Here is an 18,787-nt window from a genome sequence, read left to right as displayed (position 1 = left end):
GGTCAGCTCCGCAGGGTTTTGCCGGTTTCAGCCGAGAAGAGATGCGCCTGCGACAGGTCGAAGCTCAGCTTGATCGTTTCGCCCGCCGCAAGCGGGCGCGGGTTGAGCATGCGCGATACCCATTCCTTTTCGCCCAGCGTGATGAACACCAGCGTCTCGTTGCCGAGCGGTTCGGTGATCGAGACCGGCAGCGACAATTCATGAACGTCGGTTGCTTCGCCGGAACTCAGGCCATGGCCGGTCGGATAGATATCGTCGGGACGCAGGCCGAAGATGACCTTTTCACCCGCAACCACCTTGTTGCGGAATTCGAGCGGCAAGGGCAGGCTCTGCCCGCCCTTCAATACCAGCCTGCCGCCATCGACCGTGGCCTCGTTGAGGTTCATCGGCGGCGAGCCGATGAAACCCGCGACAAAACGCGTGGCCGGACGCTTGAACACTTCCTCCGGCGTGCCGACCTGCTCGATATAGCCGTCCCGCATGATGACGATACGGTCGGACAGCGTCATGGCTTCCACCTGATCGTGGGTCACGTAGATCATCGTCGCCTGCACCTTGGCGTGCAGACGCTTGATTTCGGTGCGCACCTGCGTGCGCAGCTTGGCATCGAGGTTGGACAGGGGTTCATCGAACAGGAACACTTCCGGCTTGCGCACGATGGCACGGCCCATGGCCACGCGCTGGCGCTGGCCGCCTGACAGTTGCGACGGACGCCTGTCCATGTATTTTTCCAGATCGAGAATGGCAGCCGCTTCATTGACGCGCTGGTCGATCTCCGCCTGCTGCACCTTGCCGATCTTCAGCGAAAAACCCATGTTCTCGCGCACGGTCATGTGCGGATAAAGCGCATAGGACTGAAACACCATCGAGATGTTGCGGGCGCGCGGCGGCAGGTCGTTGACCGGCTTGCCGCCGATTTCGATGACGCCGTCGCTGATGTCCTCCAGACCGGCAATCATGCGCAGCGTCGTCGACTTGCCGCAGCCGGACGGTCCGACCAGCGCGATGAATTCGCGGTCCTTCACCTCAAGATCAATGCCGTGGACGACATCCACATTGCCGTAGCGCTTGACCAGCTTTTTCAGGGTTACGGGTGCCATGGGTAGAGCCTTTAACCTTTCACCGCGCCGAACGTCAGTCCGGACACCAGATGCTTTTGAATGATGAATGTGAGGGTCAGCGCCGGAACGATCATGACCACGGCGAGCGCGCACATGCCGCGCCAGTCAATGGTGAATTCCGACGTGTAATCGAGCAGCCCCACGGGAAGCGTCTTCGAATTGACCGAGCGGGTGATCTGCGATGCCAGCGCATATTCGTTCCACGAGGTGAGGAAGGCGAAAATACCTGCCGAGGCGATGCCCGGCCCCGCCAGTGGAAACTCCACCTGCCAGAAAGCCTGCCAGCGCGTGCAGCCGTCGATCTGTGCGGCCTCGGCCAGATCCTTCGGCACCTGGCGGAAGAACCCGTCGATCAGCCAGATGGTGAAGGGCACGTTCAGCGCCACATAGATCAGGATCATGGAAAAGTGGGTATCGATGATGCCGAGCCGGGCAAAAATCATGAACAGCGGCAGCGACAGCGCGATGCCGGGAACCGCACGCGTCAGCATGAAGCCGAGGAACACCGCCGACTTGCCCTTGAACTTGTAGCGGGCAAAGGCGTAGCCGCCGGCCATGCCGATGATGAGCGCGATCACGGTGGAGGTAATGGAAATGATCAGCGAATTGCGGAAATACTCCCAGACTGGAATGCCGCCCTGCCCGGCGCCGCCGAACATGGAACGGTAGGCATCGAGCGAAATATCCTGCGGAATCCACACGGGCGGCTTGGCCATGATCTCCACCGTGGGGCGGAGCGAATTGAGGACGATCCACAGCCCCGGCAGGCAGATGACCAGCATGGCCAGGAACAGGCCGACGAGATGCAGGACTTTCAGGCCGCGACGCTTGAGACGATGTGCGTTGTTCTGATCCATCTTACCACTCCGCTCCGATCTGCTGGCGCGCCGCGGCGAGCTTTCTGAAGAAATACACGGTGAACAGGATGGAGAGCAGGATCGAGATATAGGCCATGGCGTTGGCCATGCCCATGCGCGCATCGCTGTAGGCCGTGCGGCCGACCAGCGTCCACAACAGTTCCGTGCGTTTGGCCGGGCCGCCATCGGTCATGATCTTGACGATGTCATAGGCGCGCGCCACGTCGAGCGAGCGGATGGTCATGGCGATCATGGCGAAGGGCATGAGGTAAGGCCAGGTGACATAGCGGAAGGTCTGCCACGGCGTGCAACCATCGACGCGCGCCGCCTCCACGGGCTCCTGCGGCATGGCGAGCAGGCCCGCCAGAATCAGGATGGCGAAGACCGAGGTCGACGACCAGATTTCCGCGACAATGATCGAGAACAGCGCCAGGTTGCCGTCGATCAGCCACGGGATGGCCGATGTGGTTATCCCCAGCGACTGCAGCACATTGTTGACGAAGCCGATATTGTCATTGAACAGGAATTTGAACTGGAAGCCGACGAGCACCGGCGAAAACATCATCGGGAACATCATCAGCGTGCGCAACAGGCGCTGGCCGCGCGTGGCCTTGTTGACCAGCATGGCAAGGCCAAGACCGAGGAACATTTCGGCGTTGAGCGCGATGGTCAGGAGGAGAACGGTTCGTCCGAACGCGGTCCAGAATTCCAGGCTCGTCAGCGCACTCATATAATTGCGGAACCCGATGAGAATCCAGATCGTCTCGGGTTTCGTCAGCCGGAACGGCGTGAAGCTGGAGTAGAGCGAAAACAGCAGGGGCAGGACGATGACCGCAGCCAGAACGATAATGGCAGGCAGCAGCAGGAGCGTCGGCGCTGATAGTTTGGGAAATTTCATCGGAGATATTGGCCTTTTAATCTCTGCTCTCGGGTAGGTCGCATGCGTTGCCCCCCTGTCCGGCAGGATAGAGGGGGGTGATATCCATCACCCCGCCTCCCAACCGCATCAAAGCTTGCCGGCATCCTTGAGGATATCGGTTGCCTTCTGGGCAGCAGTGTCGAGTGCTTCCTTGGATGTCTTGTCACCCAGGATGGCAGCCTGCAGCTCCGGATAAACGGCGTTGGAAATTTCGATCCATTCGGCAAGCGGCGGAACCGGGAAGGCATTCTTCGCCGCTTCCTGGAAAGCCGCCAGAACCTCCGTCTTGTACGGATCGCTCTTGGCCTGCTCGATATCCCAGGCCCAGACCGCCGTACGCGTCGGCAGCGGGCCGGCCTTCGCTTCCAGCTTCTGGCTGTCTTCGTTGGTCAGCCACCAGACGAGCGAAGCGGCGGCTTCCTTGTTGGCGCAGGCTTCCGTGACCGAGAAACCATGGCTGCCGGACCAGCCGGTCCGCTTGCCCGACGATCCCGCCGGCTGAACCTTGACACCGACATTGCCCGCAACCTTCGAGGACTTCGGATCATTGAAGAAGCTTGCCCAGCCCGGCCAATCCAGATTGATGGCGATGGAGCCGGAGGCAAAACCCTGGCCGAGATCGTCCCACAGATAGTTGGTCGTTCCCGCCGGAACCGCCTTGGCCTTGTAGAGATTGACGAACCAGTCGAGCGCCTTGATGCCCGCTGCCGAGTTGAAGGCGGGCTTGCCATCCTTGCCGATGTACTCGCCGCCCTCGGCGACCAGCATTTCATAGAAGCGGCCATTGATCGCCTCTTCCTTGCCGGCAAACTGCGTGCCGTAGAAATCCGGCGCCTTGGTGAAGAACATCGCCTGGTCCGTCACCTGCTGCCAGGTATCGGGCGGCGTCAGGTCATAGCCATACTTGGCCTTGAAGGCCTTCTTGTTGGCTTCGTCAGCATAGATGCTCTTCTGGTAGTACAGCGCGGAAACGTCGAACTGCGCGCGCGGCAGCATCACCAGCTTGCCATCAAGCGTCGAGGCCTTGATGTTGGCCGGCACGAACGCCGCGACTTCCGCCGCCGGTATCAGCGCCGTCAGATCCGTATAGATCTTCGGGTATTGCGGCGCGAAAGATGAATGGTTCGAACCGACGCACCATTTCAGACTGCCCGAGGCGATATCCGACTTGATCTCCTTGTCGAGCTCGAAGTGATTCTTCTTGGACAGGATGTTGACCTTGGCGCCGGTCAGTTTCTCCCACTCACCGATGCGCTCGTACAGCGGCTCATATTGCTGGCCGCCGATCAGTTTGGCGTCGATGGTGACGCCCTCGAATTTGCCCGGCAGTTCGGCGCCAAAGGCAAAACTTGTGCTCAACAGCGCGATAGCGCCGACCGAAACACTGGCTAGCAGGTTTTTCATGCAGTTCCTCCCAACATCCAGAGTGCCGCCTCCCGGCACTTTTCTTCACCCATATATGGGCGTGTCATTCATATACAAACATTTACAGGCTTGACCGTCAAGCGCGGAAACGCTTTCCTATGAAGATAATCTTCGTATATGCATTGAGTGAAATGAGGGGGACAACCATGTTGGAAGAAGACGACAGCGACCGGTATCGCGCCCCGGCACTCGACAAGGGACTGGACATTCTCGAACTGCTTTCGGGCATTGACGGCGGCCTCACCCAGGCGGAAATTGCCAAGCATCTCGGCCGCAGCCCCAATGAGTTCTACCGCATGCTCGACCGGCTGGTCCGGCGCGGCTATGTCACCCGGCTCGAAGGCGACCGCTACTCCCTGACGCTGAAACTGTTCGGCCTCGCCCAGCTGCATGCGCCGGTTCGCCGGCTCGCTTCCTATGCCACGCCGCTGATGCGCGATCTTGCGGTCCTGACCAAGCAGGCCAACCAGCTCAGCGTCTTTGACCGCGGTGCCGCAGTCGTCATCGCCCAGCAGGAGGCGCCGGACTATTGGGGCATTTCCATCCGCGTCGGCTCGCATATCAGCCTCTTCAATACCGGCTCCGGTCACGTGCTGCTGGCGTTCCGCTCGGATGAGGAACGCGCCATGATGATTGCCGAATATGAAAAACATGCCGATGACATTGCCCAGCCGGCGGATTTTCGCGAACGGCTCAATCATATCCGCGCGCGCGGCTATGAAATCATGCCCAGCGCCCAGACCGCGGGCGTCTACAATATATCCGCGCCGATTCTCGGCCCCGATGGCCGGTCCATCGCGGCCCTGACCTGTCCCTATATCAAGCTCCTGAACATTCCCGATGCCCCGGACGTCGATCAGGCGCGCGAAATGCTGGTGACGACAGCACACAAACTCTCCGAGCTTGCGGGCGCGGATGTCATCCATTCCAGTGTTGTGCGCCACGCGTGAACGGGAGCAGATCAGGCATGTTCATCGACACACACCTTCATCTCATCGACCAGTCGGCCCTGCATTATCCGTGGCTTGCCGGTGTCGAAGCGCTCAACCGGGATTTTCTCTACGGCGAATATGCGCTGCAGGCGCAGCGGGCCGGAATAGTCCGGGCGCTGCACATGGAAGTGGATGTGACCCCATCCGAAATCCAGACCGAAATCGATTACGTCGCCAGCCTCGCGAAGCAGGAGGGCAGCCTGATTGCCGGGGCGATTGCCGCATGCCGCCCGGAAGAGGCCGGTTTTGCCGCTCATCTTGAACGCCAGAAGGCCAACCCGTTCGTCAAGGGCTTTCGCCGCATCCTGCACACCATGCCGGACGATCTGTCGGAGAGTTCCCTGTTCCGCGAGAACATCCGGCGTATGGGCGGCTCGGGCCTGACCTTTGATCTGTGCGTGCTGCCGCGCCAGATGGACAGGGCTATCGCCCTGGTCGATCTTGCCCCAGACCTGACCTTCATCCTCGATCATTGCGGCGTGCCTGACATCAAGGGCAATGATTTCGCCATCTGGCGTGGCAAGATCACCGAAATCGCCGGACGCGCCAACGTCATCGCCAAGATTTCCGGCATCGTCGCCTATGCCGACGGGGCATGGCGCGCGGATACGCTCAAACCCTATGTGCAGCATGTCATCGGCAGTTTCGGCTGGGACCGGATTGTCTGGGGCAGCGACTGGCCGGTCTGCACGCTGGGCGGCGGCCTTGCCACATGGATCGCCGCGACGCATGCGCTGGTTTCAGGATGCAGCGAAAGCGAAAAGACCAAACTGTTTTCCGGCAACGCCAAGCGGCTGTGGAGATTGTAGGCCGGAGTTCCATCCCGTTTCCGTTATCATTCAGTGATGGTTGCAGGATCCTAGTGCGTGGTTCGACAAGCTCACCATGAGGGAAGTGGTTTGGTTGCAACGCCAACGACGAACGTTGCAGGATATAGCTCCCTGCAATCCTCCACTTCCCTCATGGTGAGCTTGTCGAACCACGCACCCCCTTGCCTGCCAGCCCCCGGCGCTTTACCTCTGGGAACCAGCAGCACAACCAACGGCGGGAGATACAATGGCAGCGGAGCTTCATGGACCGGACCTTCTCAGTGCCGTCGTGCTTTTGGGAGCAGGCGTCGTCGCCGTGCCCGTCTTCAAGCGGCTCGGGCTTGGTTCCGTCCTCGGCTATCTCGCCGCCGGACTGGTGATCGGGCCATTCGGCCTCAAATTCTTCTCCGATCCGCAGACGATCCTGCATGTCGCCGAACTCGGCGTCGTCATGTTCCTGTTCATCATCGGCCTTGAAATGCAGCCTTCCCGCCTCTGGGGCCTGCGCAAGGAGATCTTCGGCCTTGGCGCCCTGCAGGTGGGTGTCTGTGCGCTGCTGCTGACCGGTGTCGGCATCGCCACCGGCTTTCCCGTCGCCATATCCTTCGTCGCCGGGGCCGGTTTCGTCCTGACCTCGACGGCCATCGTCATGCAGCTGCTGGAGGAGCGCGGCGAGATTGCGAGCACCAAGGGCCAGCGCATGGTCTCGATCCTGCTGCTGGAAGACCTGGCCATCGTACCGCTTCTCGCCCTTGTCGCCTTTCTCGCACCCATAGCCGCCACCGACGCGCCGCCGACAGGCCTGCGCTGGATGGATATCGGCATCGGTGTCGCGGCGGTCGCCGGCCTCATCGTGGCCGGCCGTTATCTGCTCAATCCCCTCTTCGGCTTCCTCGCCCAGTCCCGGGCGCGCGAGGTCATGACCGCCGCCGCCCTCCTCGTCGTGCTCGGTGCCGCACTCGTCATGCAGGTCAGCGGCCTCTCCATGGCGATGGGCGCTTTCCTTGCCGGCGTGCTCCTGTCCGAATCCACCTTCCGGCATCAGCTCGAAGCCGATGTCGAACCGTTCCGCGGCATCCTGCTCGGCCTGTTCTTTCTCGCCGTCGGCATGTCGCTGGACCTGAGCGTCGTCACCGCCAACTGGCGCAGCGTGCTGTTCTATGTCGCCGCCTTCATGGTGGTGAAGGGCATCGCGATCTATATCGTCGCCCGCCTGATGCGCTCGTCCCACACGGAAGCGCTGGAGCGTGCCGTTGTCATGGCGCAGGGCGGCGAATTTGCCTTCGTGCTCTATTCCACCGCCACATCGGTCGGCATTCTCGATGGCCGCGCCAACGCCATGCTGACGGCCATCATCATCATCTCCATGGTGCTCACCCCGATCGCCATCATCGGCCTGCGCTATATTCTGCCGCGCGAAAAGCAGTCGCTGGATGGCGTCGATGTCGCGGAAGGCCTGTCCGGCAGCGTCCTCGTCATCGGTTTCGGCCGGTTCGGGCAGATCGCCAGCCAGCCGCTGCTGATGCGCGGCGTCGATGTCTCGATCATCGACAATGACATTGAGATGATCCAGGCCGCAGCCGAATTCGGCTTCAAGGTCTATTACGGCGATGGCACGCGTCTCGACATCCTGCATGCGGCAGGCGCTGGCCGTGCGCAGGCCGTCCTCATCTGCGTCGACAAGCCCGACACCATTCTCGCCATCGCCGAGCATATCAAGGCGGAGTATCCGCTTGTGCAGGTCTATGCCCGCTCCTTCGACCGCGGCAACACGCTGGCGCTGATCAAGGCCGGCGTCGAGTACCAGATCCGCGAAACCTTCGAGTCGGCCCTGTCGTTTGGCGAGAACACGCTGATCGGCCTTGGCGTCGCGCCCGAGGAAGCGGCGGAGATCATCAGCGACGTGCGCCAGCGCGATGCGGAACGCCTCGACCTGCAGCTCGCCGGCGGCATCCGCGCCGGCAACGATCTGATGAGGGGCAATGCACCGGTGCCAGGCCCCTTGGTCAAACCACGGCAATCCGGCCGGGCTCTGAGCGAAGAAACTGCCCGCGTGCTGCCGGCGGCGCAAACCGCCGACAGTGCAAACTGATTGCAACCACCATGGAAGGACAAGCAATGGCTGAAACCGATCAGGCCATCATCGACGATATTGTCGGCTTCTGGCGCAAGGCCGGACCCGACGCCTGGTTCAAGAAGGATGCGGCGTTTGACGAAACGTTCCGCCAGACCTTTCACAACAGGCATTTCGCTGCCGCCCGGCGCGACTATGACCACTGGATCGAAACCGCCGACGGTGCGCTGGCACTGATGATCCTGCTCGACCAGTTCCCGCGCAACTGCTTTCGCGGCACCGGCCACATGTATGCAACGGACTCGCTGGCGCGCCATTACGCCGGAGAGGCGCTGGAAAGAGGCCACGATCTTGCCCTCGAGCCGTCCGTGCGCGGCTTTCTCTATCTGCCCTTCATGCATTCGGAAGACATCAACGAGCAATTGCGCTGCGTGAAGCTTTACACCGCATCGGCCCCGAGCCAGCTCGAATGGGCCGAAGATCATTACAACATCATCCACCGGTTTGGCCGCTTTCCCCATCGCAACGCCATTCTCGGGCGGAAATCCACGCCGGACGAACAGGCATTCCTCGATGCGGGCGGCTTTGCCGGATAGGCGGATTTGCGGCCCCGCTGCCGAATTTTCGCCACATCCTCTTGAACGCAGCCGTACTGACTGCCATTATAAGCGCATCTGGCACCCGTAAGTTTCACCCATGACGCCAGTCAAACAGGGACTGACCGCGCCTCGATGCCGGACGAACAATCTGAAGAGCCTCCAAGTCCGGACTTGCGAAGCAAGCTGACTCTGCCCACGCAGCGTCAGCAACAATTCCCGTTTTTCTCCCCAACATCCGATTTGGCCTGCATCGCGGGCGGATTTGCGCTGGCTTTTCCAGCCGCATCCGCGCGCCATGTCGCGCCCTGACCCGCATCTCTTAGAAGGAACCGACTTCCCAATGGAATGGATTGCCGACCCCAATGCCTGGATTGGTCTCGCCACGCTGATCGTGCTCGAGATCGTACTCGGGATCGACAACCTCGTGTTTATCGCCATCCTTGCCGACAAGCTGCCGCCGAGCCAGCGCAACCGCGCGCGCATCGTCGGCCTGTCCCTCGCCCTGATCATGCGCCTGGCGCTGCTTGCCTCCATCTCCTGGGTGGTGACACTGACGACACCGCTGTTCAGCGTGGCGGGTTTCGGCTTCTCGGGGCGCGACCTCATCCTGATCATCGGCGGCCTGTTCCTGCTGTTCAAGGGCACGATGGAACTGCACGAGCGCCTTGAAGGACATATGTCCGCCAAGGAATCCAACGTCGCCCATGCGGTTTTCTGGCAGGTCATCGCCCAGATCGTCGTGCTCGATGCCGTCTTCTCGCTCGACAGCGTGATCACCGCCGTCGGCATGGTCAAATCTCTGGAAGTCATGATGATCGCCGTTGTCGTGGCGGTAGGCGTCATGATGCTTGCGTCCAGACCGCTCATGGCCTTCGTCAGCCGTCATCCGACTGTCGTCATCCTCTGCCTTGGCTTCCTCATGATGATCGGTTTCAGCCTGATCGTCGAAGGCTTCGGCTTCCATATTCCGAAGGGCTACCTCTACGCCGCCATCGGCTTCTCCGTCCTCATCGAAGCAGCCAATCAGGTCGGACGGCATAACCGCGACAAGCGCATCACCTCGATGGACCTGCGTGACCGCACGGCAGGCGCGGTGCTGCGCCTTCTGGGCGGCGGCCGTTCCGGCGATGCCAGCCATCACTCGGATGCGCTGGATGTGATCGCCGAGCAGACGGCCGCGGGCGAAGTCTTCCACCCGGAAGAAAAGGAAATGATCCGCGGCGTTCTCGACCTGGTCGAGCGGCCGGTGCGTTCCATCATGTCGCCGCGCAACGAGGTCGAATGGCTCGACCTCAACGAGACCAACGAGGAACTGCTGGCGGAAATCCGCACGCTCTCGCACAGCCGCGTGGTTCTGGCCCGCGGACGGGTCGACGAATTCGTCGGCGTGGCCCTGACCAAGGACCTGCTGTTCGCCATTCTCGACGGCGGCAAGATCGATTGGGACAAGGTGACCCGCCAGCCATTGATCCTGCACGAGAATGCCAACGTACTGCGCGTCATGGAGCAATTGCGCGGCACGACGGTGCAGATGGCGATTGTTCTCGACGAACACGGCTCATTCGAGGGCGTGGTCACGCCGACGGATATTCTTGAGGCCATTGCCGGCGACTTCCCGGATGAAGGCGAGGAAAGCCCGATCCTCGAGCGGTCGGAAGACGGCAGCATGGTGGTGGACGCCTATATCGACATCCGCCGCCTCGGCGGCCTGATCGAACGCGACCTCGTCGATGACGGCGACCGCTATACGACGCTGGCCGGTTACATCCTGTGGAATCTCGGCCACATCCCCGCCCAGGGCGAAAAGCTGAAGGTCGATGATTACGAGTATGAAATCGTCGAGATGGACGGGCGCAACATCGGCAAGGTGCGGATTTCGCCCACCGAAACCGCCGCCTATATCTGATTCCACCAAAAATATTCCCGCCCCGGCTGACCCCGGGACGGGAATGGAGCATCGTCCGGCAACACGACCCGCTGGATTTGGCCTATGGTCCCAGCGGTATGATTGTCGTGTCTGTCGTGCGGTGCCCAAGCGATAACCCTATCAATCCGGCGGAAATCAGGCGGCCTGCCGGACCCAGCTCGGGAATGGGTCGAACAGGTCTTCCCACTTGCCCGGTGTGAATTCGTCGGCATCCACCAGACAGGCGTCGAGCTGTGCCCGCAGGTGCACTTCATTCATCGGATCAACGCCGATGAAGACAATCTCCTGCCGCCGGTCGCCCCAGACCTTGTGCATGTAGGGCTTCATGGATTTCAGCCATTCCGGATGCTCCGGCCAGCGGTTGCGCGGGATTGACGACCACCACAGGCCGCGTTTTTCCGCCCGCACCAGCGCACCGGCCTGGCTGAGTTCGCCGACATAATCCGGCCGCGTCGCCAGCCAGAAGAACCCCTTGGAGCGGATGACACCCGGCCAGTTCCTGTCGAGAAAGGCATGGAGCTTCTGCGGATCGAACGGACGCCTCTCGCGGTAAACGAAAGAACGGACACCATATTCCTCGGTCTCCGGCACATGGTCGGCAAAGCCGTTCAGTTCCTTGAACCAGAGCGGATGTTCCTGCGCCTTGTCGAAGTCGAACAGGCCGGTATTGAGCACTTCACCCAGCGGTACATCGGCAAAGTCCGTCTCGATCAGCTTTGCATCCGGGTTGAGCGCCCGGATGATCTTGCGCGCCAGATCGCGGTCATAGAGAGACGAATCGGAAATCTTGTTGAGGATGATGACGTCGGCAAACTCGATCTGGTCGACCAGCAGATCGACCAGCGTCCGGTTGTCGGCATCACCGAGCGATTCACCCCGGTCCTTCAAAAAATCCGCCGAGGCGTAATCCTTCAGCAGATTGGCCGCGTCGACCACGGTCACCATGGTGTCGAGTTTTGCCACATCGGACAGGCTGCGGCCGTTTTCGTCGCGGAAATCGAAGGTCGACGCCACGGGCAAGGGCTCGGAAATGCCCGTCGACTCGATGAGGAGATAATCAAAACGCCCCTGTTTTGCCAGGGCTTCCACCTCCTGCAGCAGGTCATCGCGCAAGGTGCAGCAGATGCAGCCATTGGTCATTTCGACCAATTGTTCATCGGTGCGCGAAAGATTGGCGCCGCCGTCGCGTACAAGCGCGGCATCGATGTTCACCTCGCTCATATCGTTGACGATGACGGCAACGCGCCGCCCCTCGCGATTGTTGAGAATATGGTTGAGCAAAGTGGTCTTGCCGGCTCCGAGAAAGCCCGAGAGCACCGTGACCGGAAGGCGGTTGGGTATGGCTGTGTTGTGCATGGCTATTGCCCTCTTGGAATGGCCTGCCGCGAGGGCCGCAGCAGGCCGGATAACGTCAGTCGTGAACTTCGCCGGAGCCGCCAACGGCCACGACATTGAAAGGCTTGCCTTCGAGCGCGATCTCGCGATCCTTTTCGAAGGCGGCCGCCTTGATCACGTGCAGACGGCTTTTCAGGGGATCGCTGACGATGATCTCGTCGCCGGCAACGGCGATGCGCGGCCGCGGCAGGCTCCAGTGACCATCCATGCTGTAGGGTTCGGTCAGCTTCAGCGATTTTTCGATCTTGGCGGTCACCACATTCAGCCGGTGCAGCTGGCCGTCCTCGGTGAAGATGTAGGCGAACTGCGGGCGCGCTGAATCGACAGCGAAATGCACGCGGCGGGTCGGCAGTTCGACGCGGCGGAACGGTTCGGCATTGCCCGGCTCGACCAGCACCACCGCCTGCGGACCGTAATTGCCGAGGAAATACTGCAGGCCCTTGCCGCCGACAAGCGTGGTGATCTTTCCATCCGGCAGCGATGTCGCATAGGCGAGATGATTGATCTCGGGCGCATCCGCGCCGGATTTGACCAGAAGCAGCCCGGTCTTGCAGGCGATGGCCAGAATATTGCCGGACGAAGCTTCCCCATGCAGATCGGGACATGCATGCAGCGCGCCGACGGGATAGCCGTCGCTGCCGAGAACCTTGATGCCGATGGGCAATTCATCCACCGGCTTTTCCGGATGCGGCTCGCTCACCAGCACCGTGCCGCCATAGGAGACGGCAACACCGTGATGCGGTGACGCGAGCTTGATGCTGCGCACATCGGCTTTTCCGGCAAGCACATCCCTTTCCCTGACGACCTTCACCACGCCATCGCCGTCAAAGAACTGGGCGATATTGCCGTTGTGATCGACGAAGTGCGAAGGCCGCTGGCCTTCCAGTTTCAGATCGAGCAGTTTCGGCGCCTCGACCTTGAGGTCGCCATGGGCACCATGGTCCTCCACGGCAATCCCGGTCGACAGGACCGCCACCTCGCCGCCGTCCCGCTGCACGGCAAAAATTGTTTTTCCGCTGTCGGACAGCGACAGCCCGGCCGGTGCCTTCACGTTGAACGTATCGATAATCCCGCCGGTTCGCGGGTCGAGCACGCGGATGGTCGGCTCCGCATGATCCGAGACGAAAACGCGCCAGGCGGTCTGCTCATTGGCCAGTACGGGCAAGGCGGCAAAGCCGAAGACCATGGCGAGGGGCAAAACTTTCTTCAGATGTCGTGACATGCTTATTCCTTATGCGTCGTGGGAGTTCACAGATATAATGTAATAACATTACATTCTTGCCAATGAAAAAAGCGGAGTCATCCCCCGCTTTTTCCTGCGCAGCCGATCAGCTGCCGATAATGGCCTTTTTAAAGGCGCTGATATTGTGGTGCATCATGTCGATATAGGTGCTGGCGCCTTCGCCCGGTTCCGACAGGGCATCGGAAAACAGTGTGCCGCCGACATTCAGCTTGGTCTCGCTGGCGATCTGCTCGATCAGGCGCGGATTGGTGATGTTCTCGACGAAGATCGCCGAGGCCTTGTCTTCCTTGACCTGCTTGATCAGCGCGACGACATCGGCAGCGGACGGTTCCGCATCCGTTGAAAGACCTTCAGGCGCCAGGAACTTCAGCCCGTAGGCGTGCTCGAAATAGCCGAATGCATCGTGGGAGGTGATGATCAGACGCTTGGCCTCCGGAATGGCGGCGATGCCGGCCTTCACATCGATCTCGGTCTGATCCAGCTTCTTGGTATAGTCCGCGCCATTCTTCTTGTAGGTATCGCAATTCGCCTTGTCGGCATTGCAGAAGGCATCGACGATGTTCTTCACATAGATCTTGGCGTTGGCAATCGACTGGAACGCATGCGGGTCGAAGGCACCGTGATCGTGGTGATGCTCAGCGCCTGCCTCCGCATGGCCTTCTTCCTCTTCCTGCGCCTTGAGGGGCTCGATACCCTTGGTCAGTTCGACGATGGGCGCCTTGGTGCCGCTGGCCTCGACCAGGCGCGGCAGGAAACCTTCAAATCCCAGACCATTGACCAGAACCACATCCGCCTTTGCCAGCGCCGCCGCATCCGATGGCTTGGGCTCATAGACATGGCTGTCGCCGTTCGGGCCGACCAGATTGGTCAGCGAAATCTTGTCGCCGCCGACGTTCTTGGCAAAATCCTCGATGATGGAAAAGCTGGAAACAACCTTCAGGTCAGCCGCGAAAGCGGTGGATGAAGCCGCAGACAGTAACAGTATAACATTCAGAGTTGTAGCGAGTTTAAGAGCTTTGCGCATTGGTAGTCTCCTTTATCGAGGTTTAGGCGGTTCTGTGGCGGTGGGAACGCATGCGGCTGCTGAGAACGCCGCGTGAGCCGATGAGAATGGAGGCGATATACATCGCACCGGCGGAAAGGATGATCGCCGGGCCGGATGGCAGGGCGAAATGATAGGAAATCAGCAGGCCCGCAACGCAGGATATCATCCCGATCAGGATGGCAACGGCGCACATCGGGCCGACACGGGTCGTCCAGAAGCGCGCGCCGGCGGCAGGCAGCATCATCAGGCCGACCGACAGCAGCGTCCCGAGCGCCTGGAAGCCGCCGACGAGATTGAGCACCACCAGCGCCAGGAAGATGAAATGCACGGGCGTGCCGATGCGGCTGACCGAACGCAGAAACAGGGGATCAAGGCACTCGGCCACCAGGCCGCGCCAGAAAATGGCGAGGGTCACGATGCTGACGCCGCAGATCAGGCCGATCAGGCTCAGCGCCTCGTTGTTGAGCGCAAGAACCGTGCCGAACAGCACATGCATCAGGTCGACATTCGAGCCGCGCAACGAAACGATCATCACCCCCAACGCAAGGGATATCAGGTAGAAGGCCGCCATCGAGGCATCTTCCTTCTGGATCGTGAAGCGCGACACCGCCCCGGCGCCGAGCGCCACGATCACCCCGGCGATCAGCCCGCCGATGGTCATCGGCACGATCTGCAGGCCGTAGAGCAGGAAACCGGCGGCGGCCCCCGGCAGGATGGCGTGCGACATGGCATCGCCGGTCAGGCTCATCCGCCGCAGCATCAGGAACACGCCGACAGGGCAGGAACTGAGCGACAGCGCCAGCGAGCCGAGCAAGGCGCGCTGCATGAAGCTGTAATCGATGAAAGGGGCGATGAGGAAATCATACATCCGGATCAGCCCCCCGCCCGGCTGTGACCATCATGATGCACATGATGCGTGTGATCATGTGCATGATCGTGGCCATGACCGCCGGTTGCGGACAATTGGGCATCATCCTCGCACCAGGGCGCACTCTCGGCCCAGGCCTCGTGGAACTGCCGCGCATGCAGCAGGTTTTCCGGACGAAGCGTCTCCCGCGAGGCGCCCCAGGCAATGGGCTTGCGCGCCAAAAGCAGCGTTTCGGGGAAATGCTCCCGCACCAAGTCGAGATCGTGGACCACCACCATGATGGTGCGCTTTTCGCCGTGCCAGCGCTTGATCAGCGCGATCAGGTCACCGACCGTCTTGGCATCGATGGCATTGAACGGCTCGTCGAGAAGGATCAGATCGGCGTCCTGCACCAACACCCGGGCAAACAGGGCGCGCTGCAATTGCCCACCCGACAGGCTGTCGATGGGGCGTTTTTCAAAGCCGCCCAGCCCGACGCCCATCAGGGCCCTCGAAACCTGTTCACGGTCACCGGCGGTAAAGCGGCCAAGCAGGCCGCGCCGGGGCCAGAGCCCCAGCGAAACCAGATCGATGACACGCGCCGGAAACGAGCGGTCCAGTTCCGATTGCTGCGGCAGATAGGCGACGCGAACGCCCTTCTCGACCACGACGGAACCGGACATCGGCTTGAGAACACCGACAATACCCTTCATCAGCGTCGATTTGCCCGAACCGTTCGCACCCACGACGGCCGTCAGCGAACCGCGCTCGACCACACCGCTCAGATGATGAACGGCAGGGTGACTGCGATACCCAAGGGTAAGGTCGCGAAAGGTCAGGCATTGGTCAGTCATGGTCTATCCGCATGCTCCGGACGGCGGTGTTCGGTCGGTCACGTCCATCCGGCATCTTCTTGACGTCTCGATATGTGATGTTATTACATTAGTCAACAATGGCAAATTTGAGAACAGACGAAATTAATTTATCCACTGGCAGCCGATGACGCCGCTGCTTATCTTAGAGACAGCAGATTTTTACGGAAACGGACTTGTTTACGGCAATATCACGCGCTAGCGACTTAAACGTGTACGTTCAGGAGACCCGAAGGCAATGACAACCGCCCATGAGCTGACGAAGAACCAGACCCTGGTGTTCAATACGTTGTCGCGCGCCGAAGGACCCTTGAGCGCCTACACCATCCTCGACCAGCTGCGCGGTGACGGTTTCCGTGCGCCGCTGCAGGTCTACCGCGCCCTGGAAAAGCTGCTCGACTACGGCATGGTCCACCGCCTCGAAAGCATCAATGCCTTTGTCGCCTGCGCGCATCCCCACAATCACAGCCACAATCACGGCATGATCGCCTTCGCCATCTGCGAGAAATGCGGGCAGGTCTCGGAATTTTCCGACGATATCATCACCCAGCGGGTGCGCGAATGGACGACGCAGAACGGCTTCAAACAGACCAAGACCACCATCGAAATCCGTGGCGTCTGTGCCGCCTGCGGCACCGCCTGATCAGGCCTTGTAGGCCCTGAGGAACATATCAACGCCCGCGGTCACCGTCTTGCGGATCTGCTCCGCTTCCGGTTCCTGTTCCATCTGGCCGAACAGACGGCGGCGCAGCAGACCCGAATGGAAAAGGTCTGAGAGCTGATAGGCCGCCATCTCCGTGTCCTCGATGGCCAGGAATCCTGCCGCGACGTGCTTGTCCAGCAGCGCGCGTATCAGGGCAAGGCCCTTTTTCGGCCCTTTCTCGTAAAAGCTGGAACTCATGGACGGCATGCGCTCCGCCACGCCGATGACGACCCGCTGCGCCCTTATGCCGGCATTCGAGGTAATGAGCGTCGACAGAGAAATGCCGAACTGGATCAAGGCTTCGCGCAGGTCGCCGTTGTTGCTCTCCAGCGCCTGATAGATACCGTCGAAGAGCGCTACTTTGTATTGCTGGCACAGATCGATGAACAGCTCTTCCTTGTTGCTGAAATAGACATAGATCGTGCCCTTCGACACGCCCGCTTCACGGGTAATGTCATTCATGCTGGCCGCATCAAAACCCATCTGCGAAAAGACGCGATTGGCCCCATCCAGTATCTGCTGCCGTTTGACGGGATCCTGCCCCGCGGCCAGACGGCCGGGGCGTTCGGAAGCGGTCATGCCTGGGTCCATAACGGGTGCCTTGGTAGACGACATAGTAGTCAAGTTTCCTCATTTTCGATTCTTTTTCGAACCAAGCGGTTCGATCCCCTTGATATGCGCTCTCATTTGCGCTATGTCAACGATCGAACCGATTGGTTCAATCAGTTTTCAGATTGAACATCTGTAGAAAGAGCTCTCTATGTCCGCGCCGAAATCCACCAACGAGGCTGAGATTCGTCAGTTCCCTGCACCCGCCCCTGCTTCCAAAGTCGAAGCACCGGTGAAAAGTGAAGCCCCGCAGCACGACGTGGTCACTGCGACCCCGGCACCGCCAAAACGCTCGGTGAAGCGCTTCATATTGCCCGTCATCATTGTCGCCGCTGTCGGCGCCGGTGCCTGGTATGGCCACGAATGGTGGACAACGGGCCGTTTCATGGTCTCGACCGACGACGCCTACATCCAGGGCGACATCACCGCCATTGCCCCCAAGATCACCGGCTATATCGATACGATCAATGTCGTCGCCAACCAGCGCGTCAAGGCGGGCGATCCGCTGATCACGCTCGACAATGGCGACTATACCATTGCGGAAGAACAGGCCGAGGCGCAGATCGCGACACAGCGCCTGACGCTTCTGCGCATTCAGGCCCAGACGGAAGCCGCCAAGGCATCCGTCAAGCAGGTCGAAGCCGGCAAGGTCGCCGCACAGGCGGTCCTGACCAATGCGGAAGCCGCTGCGACCCGCGCCGGCCAGTTGCATGCCACGCGTTTTGCCTCCCAGTCACAGCTCGACGATGCCACTGCGGCGCTGGATCAGGCCAAGGCCAATCTCGTTTCCGCCGATGCCCAGATCGCTGCGGCAGTCGCCAATGTCGGTGTGCTGGAAGCCCAGTACAAGGAAGCCGAGGGATCGATTGCCTCGCTGCAGCTCAGCAAGGACAAGGCCGCCCGCGACCTCTCCTTCACCGTCATCCGCGCGCCTCTCGATGGCGTTGTCGGCAATCTCTCGGCCAAGAAGGGCGATCTCGTCACCCCTGGCCAGCGGCTTGCCGCCCTCGTTCCCGTCAATTCGCTCTATATCGACGCGAATTACAAGGAAACGCAGCTGCGGGACATCGTGCCGGGCGAAAAGGTACGGGTACGGGTCGACGCGCTCTCCGGTGACACGTTTGAAGGCACCGTCGCCTCGATTGCCCCGGCCTCCGGCGCCGTGTTCTCGCTGCTTCCGGCCGAGAATGCCACAGGCAATTTCACCAAGGTTGTCCAGCGTGTCCCGGTTCGCATCGCCCTGCCCGCCGACATTCTGGCATCCGGCAGGCTTCAGGCGGGCTTGAGCGTCATCGTTGACGTCGATACCCGCACGGCACCGGCCAAGTAAGCGCAACCAGCACCGGACCC

General features: G+C 60.8%; 17 protein-coding genes. 7 read left to right on the top strand and 10 right to left on the bottom strand.

Annotated features, from left to right (window positions below):
• Window positions 1–2: 2 nt before the first annotated feature.
• From J1W56_RS06245 to J1W56_RS06230, 4 genes are all read right to left on the bottom strand, one after another.
• Window positions 3–1,100: an ABC transporter ATP-binding protein gene (locus J1W56_RS06245; RefSeq protein ID WP_223612474.1), complete on the bottom strand. Its 1,098-nt coding sequence runs from the start codon at window positions 1,098–1,100 to the stop codon at window positions 3–5.
• A gap of 11 nt (window positions 1,101–1,111) precedes the next feature.
• Window positions 1,112–1,978, bottom strand: coding sequence for a carbohydrate ABC transporter permease (locus tag J1W56_RS06240; RefSeq protein ID WP_223612473.1), 867 nt, complete (start codon window positions 1,976–1,978; stop codon window positions 1,112–1,114).
• 1 nt (window position 1,979) lies between these two features.
• Entirely contained in the window at window positions 1,980–2,876 is an 897-nt protein-coding gene (locus J1W56_RS06235) for a carbohydrate ABC transporter permease (protein ID WP_223612472.1), read from the bottom strand.
• Window positions 2,877–2,984: 108 nt separating this feature from the next.
• Entirely contained in the window at window positions 2,985–4,301 is a 1,317-nt protein-coding gene (locus J1W56_RS06230; protein WP_223612471.1) for an ABC transporter substrate-binding protein, read from the bottom strand.
• Between the two features lie 170 nt (window positions 4,302–4,471).
• On the opposite strand from J1W56_RS06230, the gene J1W56_RS06225 reads away from it, so the two are divergent.
• The 5 genes from J1W56_RS06225 to J1W56_RS06205 all read left to right on the top strand — a co-directional run bounded on the left by J1W56_RS06225 (window position 4,472) and on the right by J1W56_RS06205 (window position 10,702).
• The gene (locus J1W56_RS06225; protein WP_223613443.1) at window positions 4,472–5,272 is read left to right on the top strand and encodes an IclR family transcriptional regulator; all 801 of its coding nucleotides are present in this window, start codon (window positions 4,472–4,474) and stop codon (window positions 5,270–5,272) included.
• Window positions 5,273–5,289: 17 nt separating this feature from the next.
• Window positions 5,290–6,123, top strand: coding sequence for an amidohydrolase family protein (locus J1W56_RS06220; protein ID WP_223612470.1), 834 nt, complete (start codon window positions 5,290–5,292; stop codon window positions 6,121–6,123).
• A gap of 247 nt (window positions 6,124–6,370) precedes the next feature.
• The gene (locus J1W56_RS06215; RefSeq protein WP_223612469.1) at window positions 6,371–8,215 is read left to right on the top strand and encodes a monovalent cation:proton antiporter-2 (CPA2) family protein; all 1,845 of its coding nucleotides are present in this window, start codon (window positions 6,371–6,373) and stop codon (window positions 8,213–8,215) included.
• A gap of 26 nt (window positions 8,216–8,241) precedes the next feature.
• A complete protein-coding gene (locus J1W56_RS06210; protein WP_223612468.1) occupies window positions 8,242–8,793 on the top strand; it encodes a DUF924 family protein in 552 nt (183 codons plus the stop codon).
• 343 nt (window positions 8,794–9,136) lie between these two features.
• Window positions 9,137–10,702: a TerC family protein gene (locus tag J1W56_RS06205; protein ID WP_223612467.1), complete on the top strand. Its 1,566-nt coding sequence runs from the start codon at window positions 9,137–9,139 to the stop codon at window positions 10,700–10,702.
• A gap of 156 nt (window positions 10,703–10,858) precedes the next feature.
• Here J1W56_RS06205 and zigA read toward each other — a convergent pair whose 3' ends face one another.
• The 5 genes from zigA to aztA all read right to left on the bottom strand — a co-directional run bounded on the left by zigA (window position 10,859) and on the right by aztA (window position 16,107).
• Complete coding sequence (gene zigA / locus J1W56_RS06200; protein ID WP_223613442.1) at window positions 10,859–12,064, bottom strand: zinc metallochaperone GTPase ZigA; 1,206 nt, start codon at window positions 12,062–12,064, stop codon at window positions 10,859–10,861.
• Window positions 12,065–12,134: 70 nt separating this feature from the next.
• Window positions 12,135–13,340 carry a zinc metallochaperone AztD gene (gene aztD, locus J1W56_RS06195; protein ID WP_223612466.1) on the bottom strand — a complete coding sequence of 402 codons (1,206 nt, stop codon included), beginning with the start codon at window positions 13,338–13,340 and terminating at the stop codon, window positions 12,135–12,137.
• A 106-nt stretch (window positions 13,341–13,446) separates the two neighbouring features.
• Window positions 13,447–14,385, bottom strand: a complete 939-nt coding sequence (aztC, locus tag J1W56_RS06190) for a zinc ABC transporter substrate-binding protein AztC (protein WP_223612465.1) — start codon at window positions 14,383–14,385, stop codon at window positions 13,447–13,449.
• 22 nt (window positions 14,386–14,407) lie between these two features.
• Complete coding sequence (aztB, locus tag J1W56_RS06185; RefSeq protein WP_223612464.1) at window positions 14,408–15,274, bottom strand: zinc ABC transporter permease AztB; 867 nt, start codon at window positions 15,272–15,274, stop codon at window positions 14,408–14,410.
• Between the two features lie 5 nt (window positions 15,275–15,279).
• A complete protein-coding gene (gene aztA, locus J1W56_RS06180) occupies window positions 15,280–16,107 on the bottom strand; it encodes a zinc ABC transporter ATP-binding protein AztA (RefSeq protein ID WP_223612463.1) in 828 nt (275 codons plus the stop codon).
• Between the two features lie 256 nt (window positions 16,108–16,363).
• Between aztA and J1W56_RS06175 the strand changes: the two genes are divergently transcribed.
• On the top strand, window positions 16,364–16,768 hold the full coding sequence (locus J1W56_RS06175) for a Fur family transcriptional regulator (protein WP_223612462.1): 405 nt from the start codon (window positions 16,364–16,366) through the stop codon (window positions 16,766–16,768).
• Here J1W56_RS06175 and J1W56_RS06170 read toward each other — a convergent pair whose 3' ends face one another.
• Complete coding sequence (locus J1W56_RS06170; protein WP_223612461.1) at window positions 16,769–17,407, bottom strand: TetR/AcrR family transcriptional regulator; 639 nt, start codon at window positions 17,405–17,407, stop codon at window positions 16,769–16,771. It abuts the gene before it with no gap.
• Between the two features lie 181 nt (window positions 17,408–17,588).
• Here J1W56_RS06170 and J1W56_RS06165 point away from each other — a divergent pair, with 181 nt between their 5' ends.
• A complete protein-coding gene (locus J1W56_RS06165; RefSeq protein ID WP_223612460.1) occupies window positions 17,589–18,767 on the top strand; it encodes an HlyD family secretion protein in 1,179 nt (392 codons plus the stop codon).
• The last annotated feature ends 20 nt before the right edge of the window (window positions 18,768–18,787 follow it).

The sequence above is a fragment of the Phyllobacterium calauticae genome (assembly GCF_019991125.1).
GTDB lineage: Bacteria > Pseudomonadota > Alphaproteobacteria > Rhizobiales > Rhizobiaceae > Phyllobacterium > Phyllobacterium calauticae.
Note: the sequence above shows the minus strand (reverse complement) of the source record. Positions and strands in the feature narration are given on the sequence as shown.

Bases quoted from the DNA above. Each gene is read 5' to 3' on its own strand.
- J1W56_RS06210 (WP_223612468.1), top strand. From the start codon at position 8,242: ATGGCTGAAACCGATCAGGCCATCATCGACGATATTGTCGGCTTCTGG.
- J1W56_RS06230 (WP_223612471.1), bottom strand. From the start codon at position 4,301: ATGAAAAACCTGCTAGCCAGTGTTTCGGTCGGCGCTATCGCGCTGTTG.
- aztC (WP_223612465.1), bottom strand. From the start codon at position 14,385: ATGCGCAAAGCTCTTAAACTCGCTACAACTCTGAATGTTATACTGTTA.
- aztD (WP_223612466.1), bottom strand. From the start codon at position 13,340: ATGTCACGACATCTGAAGAAAGTTTTGCCCCTCGCCATGGTCTTCGGC.
- J1W56_RS06240 (WP_223612473.1), bottom strand. From the start codon at position 1,978: ATGGATCAGAACAACGCACATCGTCTCAAGCGTCGCGGCCTGAAAGTC.
- J1W56_RS06215 (WP_223612469.1), top strand. From the start codon at position 6,371: ATGGCAGCGGAGCTTCATGGACCGGACCTTCTCAGTGCCGTCGTGCTT.
- J1W56_RS06220 (WP_223612470.1), top strand. From the start codon at position 5,290: ATGTTCATCGACACACACCTTCATCTCATCGACCAGTCGGCCCTGCAT.
- J1W56_RS06235 (WP_223612472.1), bottom strand. From the start codon at position 2,876: ATGAAATTTCCCAAACTATCAGCGCCGACGCTCCTGCTGCTGCCTGCC.
- J1W56_RS06205 (WP_223612467.1), top strand. From the start codon at position 9,137: ATGGAATGGATTGCCGACCCCAATGCCTGGATTGGTCTCGCCACGCTG.
- J1W56_RS06165 (WP_223612460.1), top strand. From the start codon at position 17,589: ATGTCCGCGCCGAAATCCACCAACGAGGCTGAGATTCGTCAGTTCCCT.
- J1W56_RS06170 (WP_223612461.1), bottom strand. From the start codon at position 17,407: ATGACCGCTTCCGAACGCCCCGGCCGTCTGGCCGCGGGGCAGGATCCC.
- J1W56_RS06245 (WP_223612474.1), bottom strand. From the start codon at position 1,100: ATGGCACCCGTAACCCTGAAAAAGCTGGTCAAGCGCTACGGCAATGTG.
- J1W56_RS06175 (WP_223612462.1), top strand. From the start codon at position 16,364: ATGACAACCGCCCATGAGCTGACGAAGAACCAGACCCTGGTGTTCAAT.
- aztB (WP_223612464.1), bottom strand. From the start codon at position 15,274: ATGTATGATTTCCTCATCGCCCCTTTCATCGATTACAGCTTCATGCAG.
- aztA (WP_223612463.1), bottom strand. From the start codon at position 16,107: ATGACTGACCAATGCCTGACCTTTCGCGACCTTACCCTTGGGTATCGC.